Origin of the sequence: Rhizobium sp. CB3090, assembly GCF_029714285.1 — a bacterium.
GTDB lineage: Bacteria > Pseudomonadota > Alphaproteobacteria > Rhizobiales > Rhizobiaceae > Rhizobium.
Window position 1 is genome coordinate 1,763,395 of record NZ_CP121663.1, and the last position, 10,407, is coordinate 1,773,801.

The window sequence follows — 10,407 nt, forward strand, 5'->3', positions numbered from 1 at the left end:
CCGCTTCTAGTCGCATCGAACGTCGGCATAAAGCAGATCGCCCTCCTCGGCATATTTGATGCCGCTTTGATCGAAACAGAATCTCTTGGGAAGAATCCGGGCCAGATAGCGGCGATTACATTGGGCTGGGAGATCCAGCCTGAACTCTCGCGGGGTGAGCGATGGGGTTGGTTCGGTGAATTTTACATGTCCGAAATAGGCGATGTTGCGGATCAGCATCGCTGCGCCCGATTTGCCGATCTCGCTCTCCAGGGCGACGAAATCCTTGCCTTCGGTTTCGGCCATCGTCGGATAATCATCCTCCGCCGGCGGCTGGGCGGATGATGGGATTGGCACTGAGTTGAGCGCGACATCGAAGCGGACATCATCTCTTTCCGGCACACCACCCAGATCGTTCAGATAGTTCCAGTGCAATCGAAGCCTGCGGTCGCCGCCCTGTTCTCCCGGTGGGAGAGGAAGCGATGTGGCGGCAAAATCCACGGGTTTGGTATTGTTGCCCCGCGATCCCATGCTCGGTGCGGGGCATTCCGTGTAAAGCGGCCGGTAACCGCATTCAGTTCCCCCGGCGTCCCAAAGGCAATTGCTGAGTTCATGCCAGTCGTCGGAACTGATCTCCGGCATCGAGGTTGACAGGTCATTGCCGTCGATGGGGACCATCCACGGATGGATCTTTCCCTGTCCGGACTGGCGCGCCCAATCCGTCCTGTGGCTATCGATCTCATGGAGTTTCATTTGTTCGGCGCGTAGCTGCAGAAGCTGCGCCCAACGCGGCCGCGAAATCCACGGATCCTGTGCAACGGCATCGGAGGCAAAGCGTTGCCCGGTAACCTGTGTCGTCAGCGTGTGGCATCTGGTGCAGTTGCCGTTGGGATCGGCGACCGTTTTCGCTCGTCGGATTGCGGCGGCGTGAGTGCTGGTATAGCCCGAACCAATGATGCGGAATGGCGAATTATCGTTGCGTGGCGTGCCAGGCAGATAGTTACCCAGACTGAATGCCCGCTCTCTCCGCTCGCCAGTGTCGGATGAATATCCAACCCTTGCCATGCCGATATGTGGATCGACAACATAAGCATTCTTGTTGTCGTGACAGGCCGAACATGCGATCTGAAACGTCGGATCATATAGCGCCTCCGCTGCGGCGCGACCCTGTCGATCGGAATAGGAATGCCCGCCCGGTGGCTTGAAAGTCTGTGTCCAGTCGAACTCCTTGCGCTTCTTCGTGCCATCGAAGAACACGATTTCTCCGGTCGCTCTGTTGAATCCGATGATGCCCAGTCGGGAGAATTTCGGGTTTGATCTTTGCCAATAGGCGTCGGGCTCGATTTCGAGGCTCGATGTGGATTTGCGGCAGAAGGAAAGCCATTCGATATTGCCTTTGACGACACGGCTCATCCGCGAATTCATGCCGCAATAGGTGACGCTGCCGGCAAGCGAAGGTTTGTCGCATCGCCCTATGGTGTCGGTCCATTTGACGATAGAACCGGCTGCGTCGCGATGCTGGAATTCCAGCGGATTTCCAGGCTTCGCCGGATTGGGCTTCAGGTCCACCACATTCCCGTCGATCTGCAGAGGTATGGTTTGCGCCACATCGTCCGTGCAATCACCGTCGGGAATGGGGCCGAAAACAGCGCGCGCCTCGTCACCGAACCGCGTGATCACATCGCTGGTTTGAGACGCAGGCGCCCACAGGATATCGCCGTTCCAGCGGTCGACCGTCTCAGCGAATTTGCGGTTCTCGGCCTCCCGGTTGTCATCGCCGATCGGTTGAACAGTAGCTCTCACTGAGGTTGGCGCGGCCAGCACCAATTGCCGGCAAAGCTGAAAAACCTGCAGGTCGCGCACGTAGAGCCGATGGTTTTCATCGTCAGGCAGCGCTTCCGTGGCAGGTTCCCGCGGAGGTATGGGGGAGATGCAGCCTGTCGATCGATCGCAACGCTCACTTTCATCGCAGCGTGAAGTCTCGACCCTCAGGATTGCAAAGGCGGCCATTTGTGCGGCAAGGCTGTGAATGGTCGCCAGCTCCGCCTGCTTCCCCCCCGGCCAGCTTGTCTTGAGCGGCAAGCTTGCCATAGTTGCAATCAGGATCGATTTCAGACCAATATGCCGCAAAATCATCTCCTCGGCACGCAGGAAAGCTAACAACTACCGCGCTCTGAAGCTGATCTTGGGCCCGTCCGTAATGAGAATGATGCTTGAGAATTTCCAGCCGCTACCGTCCTTTTTGAAAACGGTATGAAGGGCTCCCGTGTAATCGACCACCGGCGTTTCGATCCCCCCGAACTGGATGGTGACGACGACGGTCGTTTTTCCTTGCACCGTATTCGCGTCGACCGCATTGAGAAGTGTGTTGCTCTCGATATGCCTAGTCATGCTTCGGTTTTTATCCAGTTCGTTCGAAAGATCTTCGAGATACTGTTCAAGCTGTAGCTTGTTTGTTTTCAACACGACCTGTTTTTCGATAGAGTTGCAAAGTTCATAGGTGACATCATCGCGCAGCATCTCGTCGACGCCGACGAGCGAGCCGTCGTCCAAGGCCCAATTGTATCGATGAATGAGATCCATGATGAGCTGCCGATCGTCTGGGGGCGGATTGGTGACGGACAGCAGATAGTCGGTGCCCTGATAGGTACAGTCCGGCATGTTGGACGCTGGATCGGAAGGGGCCGATTGAGCAATGGCCGGTCCGGCTGATATTATGACGACAGCCATGCCGAGCGCCAATTTCATGCATAGAATGCGGTTTGCAAAGTCTCCAGTTACGGCTGCCATCCCATCCTCCCCACCATGATGGATCCCGGCGGGTCTTCCACCGAGACAACCCTTTGCACGCCATAAGTCCGTTCGTACTTTCTCAGCTAATGAAACAGCCGCCGCTGCAAAGTCAGACCGCCATCCATGCGGACAAGTTCATGTGTCTTGCTTCGGCGTCTGCCGTAGGACTTGAAGCCCCTAGCGCCATAGTCGTTATAATCGACCTGTCCCGTCATGAATAACTCGTCGACAAAAGCCTCGGTCGCGATCGGCAAGCTTGTTTGCTCAATCGACTTGCCATCCGTGCCCGCGCTGCGCGCGGAGAAACCCGGTGGCGTAGAGACCATCTCGACGTACAAGTCCTCGGCAAGACCGTAACGCGATGCAGGGAGAATCATCGATTCAGCAGCGAATTGCCCCTCATCCGCCATCTCGTCAAATTCGCTTTGAAGAATGTCCGAGGATGACTGAATGGTCGCAGCCGTTTCCATCGACAAGATGGAATGGCCAACGAATGCGCTCAGGAATATTCCGAGATAGTCATGATTTTTCTGAGCGCCTTCAAGCGCGATGGTTGTGGCGACCTCCGCAAAGTATCCAGAAACTTTACGAGCCTTCATCGCGCCTCCGGCCAAGATGTCTCTCATTTCCAGAGTGACGGCGAGCAGCTCGTTTGACGTCGGCGCAGTGGGATCAGCGGCGGAGACGGTCAGCATGTCCGCGAATGCTTCGAATAGCGCGCCCGTGAAGACCCGCGAAAAAGAATGCGGATCGGACGAGAGACTCGTCGTCAGCGCGCTGGAAGGGAGACTTGACGGGTCGCGATAGGCGAAAAAGCTCGACGCGTTGCGAAGGCAATTGGGATCGGCGTCTTTCGGATAAAGGGCGTGCACAGCAGTCCCGAATTGCTCGCCGATCCGCGAAAGTCTGGAGTCACCGCAGAGGTTGCCATAGGTCTCCACCAATATGGCCTGGCGTAATGACGGCAACTGCAGCGCACATAGTATAGCGCTTATATCGCCGAAGGTTTCGTGAAAGGATGCGACCTCTTGAAGGTGGGCTGTCCACAGGCATGGTTTGATCGCATCAAGAATGGCGTGCCCCAATTCATGACAGACCACATCCGGGCTCGCGCAGGAATAGACTGTCCCGCAAGCTGAAGGTCCGTGATAGAAATTCAACGCGGTCCGATCGTAGTCGGCTTCCAAATCTTCCCATCGATCGAGATGCACCTCCAGGGTTTCGCCCCTTTGCCACCATTTTGGTTGCGGGACTATCGGTGCCCAGAAATTCGCGCCTCGTTTCAATGCCTCTGCGGCGGTCCAATATCGGAATGCGAAGGAGTTGATGTCATTGCTGACGGGCTGCACTGCCCCTGGAATCAAAAACTTGAGGGGCGGTAGCGTGACGTCCGGTTTAGGGGCTGTGGTGAATACCCCACTTGCCGGATCATCCTCCCATATTGTGAGGTCCACGATAACGGGTGGGTTGTTCAACGGCGCGGCACTCATAATCTGCTCCTGTTCAATCTCGACTTCCGGCAGAGGTATGTTCAGGTCTGGATTGAGGATTTCATATGCCATCGATCGCGGACAACGCGTGCCGCCCCAGGCGGCCTTTCGGCATGGGTTAACACCCTTTAGGTGCTGTGAATTTTAAATGCTATCTGAGGTTATCTCAATCTGTCAAACGGGCTAAAATTCCTAATTACTTCGATTGAGGCGGCTGCAGCGGCACGGACTTGACGATCCCAGACGATGCTGGGAGCTGGCATATCTTGCCCCGGCCGACAAAACGCAGCGGCAAAACGAAAATGCATTCACGACCACACCGACCAAGGCTATAGCTGAGCTATCGCCGATAGGCACATATTGGACCCTGAGCTCATGACCGATACCGTTACCGATCGCTTCCTTCGCTATGTCGTCATCGACACCCAGTCGGATCCCAAGTCATCGACACAGCCCTCCACGGAAAAGCAGAGGAACCTAGGCCGTATCCTGGTCGAGGAATTGCTGGCGATCGGCCTTTCCGATGCTCATCTCGATGAGCACGGCTACGTCTACGCAACCATTCCCTCCAATGTCGACAGGCCAGTCCCGGTCATCTGCTTCTGTTCGCATATGGATACCGCACCCGACTTCACCGGAACGAACGTCAAGCCGCAAATCCTGCGAAATTATGCCGGCGGTGACATTCAGCTTCCAGGCGATCCGCAACAGGTCATTCGCGTCAGCGATAATCCGGTCCTGCGCGACCAGATCGGCAACGACATCATCACGTCAGACGGCACGACGCTGCTCGGCGCCGATGACAAGGCTGGCCTTGCGGAGATCATGACGGCAGCTCAGTTCTTGGTCGACAATCCGCAGATCGAACATGGAACGATCAAGCTCCTGTTCACGACCGATGAGGAAATCGGACGCGGGGTCGATAAGGTCGATCTGACGAAGCTCGGCGCCGCGTTCGCCTACACCGTCGACGGCGAAACGGCCGGTCATATCGAGGATGAAACATTCTCTGCCGATGGTGTCGAAATCACCATTCAAGGCGTCGCCATCCATCCCGGCTTCGCCAAGGGCAAAATGGAGAATGCTATCAAGATCGCCGGCGACATCATCAGCCGACTGCCGAAGGACATGGCGCCGGAGACGACGGACGGCAGGGATGGCTTCGTTCACCCGACGGGTGTGAGCGGTTCGATGGAAAAGGCAGCCCTCAGCCTTATCGTCCGCGACTTCGACGATGGCGGTCTCGCCAGCAAGGAGACCATGCTCGAGGCGATCGTAAAAGAGGTGATGGCGGATTATCCCGGCTCCACCTATTCCTTCAGGGTCAAGCAGCAGTACCGCAACATGAAGCCCATCCTTGACCGCCATCCGGAGATCGCAGACTACGCCATCGAAGCCGTCCGGCGCGCCGGCATGACGCCTGTTCGCGGCAGCATCCGCGGCGGCACCGACGGCTCCCGGCTGTCGTTCATGGGCCTGCCCTGCGCCAACATCTTCGCCGGCGGCCATGCCTTTCACTCGCCGCTCGAATGGGTCAGCCGGCAGGACATGGAGAAGGGCGTCAGGACGCTTGTCGAACTGGCAAAAATCTGGGCGGAGCGCGCTTGAGCGCCTGCTGACGCGATGGTGGCGTAAATGCCAAACGTCAGAGACAGTGAGCCCGGCGCGATGTCTCGCGCCGGGCTTTGCTTGCGTTGCTATTTGATAGCGTTGAGGTCGACGCCCTTGGTGTCGCGGATAAAGATAAGGCCAATGACAAGGCTCATGGCCGCAACCGCGATCGGATACCAAAGACCGTAATAGATATCGCCCTTGGCGGCGCTCATCGCAAAGACCGTTGCCGGAAGCAGGCCGCCGAACCAGCCGTTGCCGATATGGTAGGGCAAGGACATGCCGGTATAGCGGATGCGGGTCGGGAACATCTCGACCAATATCGCGGCAATGGGACCGTAGACCATGGTCACATAGATAACGAGAATGGTGAGAATGGCGATGGTGAGCGGCCAGTTTACCGCATTGGGATCGGCGACCATTTTAAACGCGCCACCGTTCGGTACGGTGTAAACGGGCATTTCCGCCGCCCCGGCTGCCTGTTCCGCTGTGAGCAGCTTCGCCTTAATGAGGTCGGCGACCGGAGTGACCGTCTTTTCCCCAGCGCGGACCGTCGCTGAATTGAGGCCGAGTTCGGGATTTGCGGCAATGAAGCTATCGAGCTTAGCATCCGGTATCTTGGCCGGATCGCGGGCAAGCGGGAAGCCCGCCTTCTGCAAAGCAAGATTCAGATCATGCGTGAACGCGGCGTTCTTTGCCGCAGCGTCCGCACCCGCGGCGACGGCATCGAATGAGGTGACGGTCGTATCGGCCACCGTGACCGTTGCCGGCTGGCCGGCCGGGCCAGCGACGGTGACATAGGGAACGGAGCTCTTCGACAGGAATGACGTCGCGATGTCGCAGGAGCTGTTGAATTTCGCCGTGCCGACCGGGTTGAACTGGAAGGTGCAATCGCCGGGCGCAGCGGTGACGGTAGCGCGGATCGTCTGCTCCGCCTGGGCGAGAGCCGGGTTTGCCGCGCGGGTCAACGCGTTGAACAGCGGGAAATAGGTCAGGATCGCCAAGGCCAGGCCCGCCATGATGATCGGCTTGCGGCCGATCTTGTCGGATAGCCAGCCGAACACGACGAAGAAGCCGCTGCCGATCACGAGGGCTATGGCGATCATGATATTGACCGATTGGCCATCGACTTTCAGCACGTTCTGCAGGAAGAACAGCGAATAGAACTGGCCCGCATACCAGACGACCGCCTGGCCAGCCGTGAGGCCAAGAAGCGCGAGCAGAGCGATCCTGGCGTTCTTCCACTGTCCGAAAGCCTCCGACAGCGGCGCTTTGGAGCCTTTGCCCTCTTCCTTCATCTTTTGGAATGCCGGCGATTCACTGAGCGATAGCCGAATCCAGACGGAAATGCCGAGAAGGACGCAGGACAGAATGAAGGGGACACGCCAGCCCCAATCGGCAAAGGCGCTTTTGCCCAGCCAATTCTGCACCACCAGAATGACGATGAGCGACAGGAAGAGTCCGAGCGTTGCCGTCGTCTGAATCCAGGATGTGTAATAGCCGCGCCGGTCATTGGGCGCATGTTCCGCGACATAGGTGGCCGCGCCGCCATATTCCCCGCCGAGCGCCAGGCCCTGCAGCAGGCGCAATGCAATCAGAATGACCGGGGCGATGATGCCCCAACTGGCCGAACCCGGCAGGATGCCGACCAGGAAGGTCGACAGACCCATGATCGTGATCGTGACCAGAAACGTATATTTGCGGCCGACGAGATCGCCGATCCGTCCGAAGACCAGGGCGCCAAACGGCCGGACAAGGAAGCCCGCCGCAAAAGCGAGCAGCGCGAAAATATTGCGGGTCGCCTCCGGATAATCACTGAAAAAGGCCGCACCGATGAATGTGGCCAGAGAACCATAGAGATAGAAATCATACCATTCGAAAACAGTTCCGAGCGAAGATGCAAAGATCACCTTCTTCTCTTCTCTGGTCATACCTCGACCAGAAGCTTCACCTACAGAGGTGGTTGCCATTTTTTGTTCCTCCCAGTTGCACCAAGGATATGGACAGCCAGAGCCGCGCCGTACCCTCCCATGTTGACATTGCGCTTGGTTTCCCGGCGGGTCCGCTCGGCAAACCTTGCGCCGGTGCATGTCCTCCAGATTTCCTCCCCCCAGAGGCCACGCATCTGATGCGCGAGAGAAGTGTTGACCAAAAATTGAAAAAAGCAATGCCGGCAACTTGCGTCCACCGTCTAAAACTGTGCGTAAGGCGGAGAAGTGGCGCGGTAATGTCCAGAATCGCTCATTCTTTCACCGCCCTGGCCGAAGGATGCCAAGCGTGACCTCCAATATCGCGCATGAGGAGACCGGCGTCCGTAACAGTCATAGTCTCGGATCGCCGAGATCGTCCGCAAATTCAGGTTATGCCGGTTGAAGCCCGACGCGCCGCAAGGGCGGAAAGGCGAGCGCGATGGCGACCGCGCCGAGCCCGACCATGGACGATCCGATGAAGAGCCAGGAATAGTTCGCGAACGTATCGAAGATCCAGCCGCCCGCCAGCGGACCGAACGCCATTCCAATGCTCGACAGCATCGTTACCGCGCCGAAGACAGTGCCGATGACGCGCGGGCCGAAATATTCGCGCGCAAGCACCGCATAAAGCGGCATGACCCCGCCATAGGCGCTGCCGAAGATGACCGCGAGTGCGTAGAATTCGCTGAGTTGGCTAACGAGGAGATAGGTCGCGAGCGCTGCCGCCTGCACCAGCAGGCCCGCAACGAGGACCGGCTTGACGCCGAGCCTGTCGGCAAGCGTGCCATATAGAAGCCGGCCGCCAAGCCCCGCCAACCCTTCGACGCTGTAGATGCTGACTGCCGCCATCGGCGCCACGCCACAGATCGTCGCATAGCTTACCATGTGGAAGATCGGACCTGAATGCGCCGCACAGCAGGCAAAGAAGGTTCCTCCGAGAACGAGAAATTGCGGCGATCGGAATATCTGTCCGAGCGGTACGCTGGGGCCTTGGGCCGCAGGTTCGGCCGCCGGACCACCCTCAGCCGCAGGCGCGCGTCGCACAAGAAGCGCTGCTGGCACCAATAATATCCAGGCGAGACACCCGATGAGCATCATGGCCGTCTGCCAGTCATAGGCCGAGATTAGCCAGCGGGCGAATGGCGAAATCGTCATCGGCGCAACGCCCATGCCGGCGGAAACCAGTGAAACGGCGAGGCTGCGGTTTTCCTCGAACCAGGCGGTGGTGGCCGCGATCATCGGCGCAAAGAATGCACTGGCGGCGAGGCCGACGAGAATGCCGTAGGTCAGTTGAAATTCGAGAAGCGATCCCGCGCGGCTCGCCAGCACAAGTGCAAGTCCCAGGAGCACTGCGCCTATCAACACGACGATGCGAGGCCCGAAGCGGTCGCTCGCCGCCCCCCATAAGAACCCGCCGAGACCCATCACCACGAAATTGAGCGTCATCGCGCTCGCGATGCCTGCGTGCGACCAATTGGTGGCCGTGGCGATCGGCACTTGAAAAATAGCCAGTGAAAACATCGCGCCAAGCGCAACGCAGGTCATCAGCGCGCCGGCGGCCACGATAACCCAACGATAGGAAACGCTCATATCCGCTTAACCCCTCTATTTTTGCGATCGATCTTAGTGCGGCATGGACGCCCTCCCGCAGCGCCCTCCATTCCCTAAGACGCTCGAGCCGGCATGATTTCGACATGCTCTTTTCATTTTTATTCCCAAGCATGCGACTAAGGCGGCGGCGGATCGATTTATATAAGAAAAGCACGACTCGCTATGCTGCGCGTCTACGTCATCAGCATCGATGATTTCGATTTCGCGTATCATAAACCGCCGCAGACCGCTGTCGCCGCGTCGCTGCGCCGGTTGAGCAAGACGTTGTTATCTGGCTTGCGGATTCATCTACTTCCAATTCTCGCGCCGCCATTCCTCCACGCGCTCGTCCATATCGATGCTTCCCCTTTCCGTGAGGATGTTCAGCGCGGTGTCGTGCTGCTCCTTGCTGACTTCCTGCACGGTCACCAGGGCACCCCCGCGTCGAAGCGCTTCCGCATAGTTCTTGCGCTGCTCTTCCGTAAAGAAGAACCCGTTCAAGGCGTCGACGAAGCCGATATGATCGATCAGTGGTACGTCGGGCCGGTTTCCGGGCGTCATGGTGATGGCGTCTTTCGGTATGCCGGCTTCCATAAGCTCTTCGGACGCCTTTTCGGCGTCGGATTCGTCGTCAAAAAACGCGCTGAGCGCATGCGAGCCGGGTCGTCCTGCGATTTCCATGGTATTTCTCCGTCGCTGTAGCCTGATGGCATAACGACGACGACAGTTCGCAGTTCCCGCCGTGATCATGATGACGAGACAGGAGTTCCCCGCGGGGAACTCCCTCTTATTTATGATGTCCGGGCAAAGTTCCCCGCGGGGAACCCGGGCGGTTGCGGTCGGCGATAGAATCACGTTATCTCGGCAATCTACGGAGAATGCCGGTAATATCGGCAATCTCCGTAATTACGCGATCTTTCATGAAACGCTAACCATCCAGGCGCTTAGTAAGCTTGCCCAACGGAGAGAGTGCC

The 10,407-nt window shown here is 58.0% G+C and carries 7 protein-coding genes; 1 reads left to right on the plus strand and 6 read right to left on the minus strand.

Annotated features, from left to right (window positions below; all coding sequences use genetic code 11):
- Positions 1-6: 6 nt before the first annotated feature.
- The 3 genes from QA646_RS26855 to QA646_RS26865 form a co-directional block, all read right to left on the minus strand.
- Positions 7-2,109: a hypothetical protein gene (locus QA646_RS26855; RefSeq protein WP_283059770.1), complete on the minus strand. Its 2,103-nt coding sequence runs from the start codon at positions 2,107-2,109 to the stop codon at positions 7-9.
- Positions 2,110-2,142: 33 nt separating this feature from the next.
- On the minus strand, positions 2,143-2,769 hold the full coding sequence (locus QA646_RS26860) for a nuclear transport factor 2 family protein (protein ID WP_283059771.1): 627 nt from the start codon (positions 2,767-2,769) through the stop codon (positions 2,143-2,145).
- An 86-nt stretch (positions 2,770-2,855) separates the two neighbouring features.
- Complete coding sequence (locus tag QA646_RS26865; protein ID WP_283059772.1) at positions 2,856-4,334, minus strand: hypothetical protein; 1,479 nt, start codon at positions 4,332-4,334, stop codon at positions 2,856-2,858.
- A gap of 303 nt (positions 4,335-4,637) precedes the next feature.
- Here QA646_RS26865 and pepT point away from each other — a divergent pair, with 303 nt between their 5' ends.
- The gene (gene pepT / locus QA646_RS26870) at positions 4,638-5,870 is read left to right on the plus strand and encodes a peptidase T (protein ID WP_283059773.1); all 1,233 of its coding nucleotides are present in this window, start codon (positions 4,638-4,640) and stop codon (positions 5,868-5,870) included.
- Between the two features lie 89 nt (positions 5,871-5,959).
- Here pepT and QA646_RS26875 read toward each other — a convergent pair whose 3' ends face one another.
- The 3 genes from QA646_RS26875 to QA646_RS26885 form a co-directional block, all read right to left on the minus strand.
- Positions 5,960-7,843 carry an MFS transporter gene (locus QA646_RS26875; RefSeq protein ID WP_283059774.1) on the minus strand — a complete coding sequence of 628 codons (1,884 nt, stop codon included), beginning with the start codon at positions 7,841-7,843 and terminating at the stop codon, positions 5,960-5,962.
- 390 nt (positions 7,844-8,233) lie between these two features.
- The gene (locus QA646_RS26880) at positions 8,234-9,433 is read right to left on the minus strand and encodes an MFS transporter (RefSeq protein ID WP_283059775.1); all 1,200 of its coding nucleotides are present in this window, start codon (positions 9,431-9,433) and stop codon (positions 8,234-8,236) included.
- 309 nt (positions 9,434-9,742) lie between these two features.
- Entirely contained in the window at positions 9,743-10,114 is a 372-nt protein-coding gene (locus QA646_RS26885; RefSeq protein WP_283059776.1) for a hypothetical protein, read from the minus strand.
- Positions 10,115-10,407: the final 293 nt, after the last annotated feature.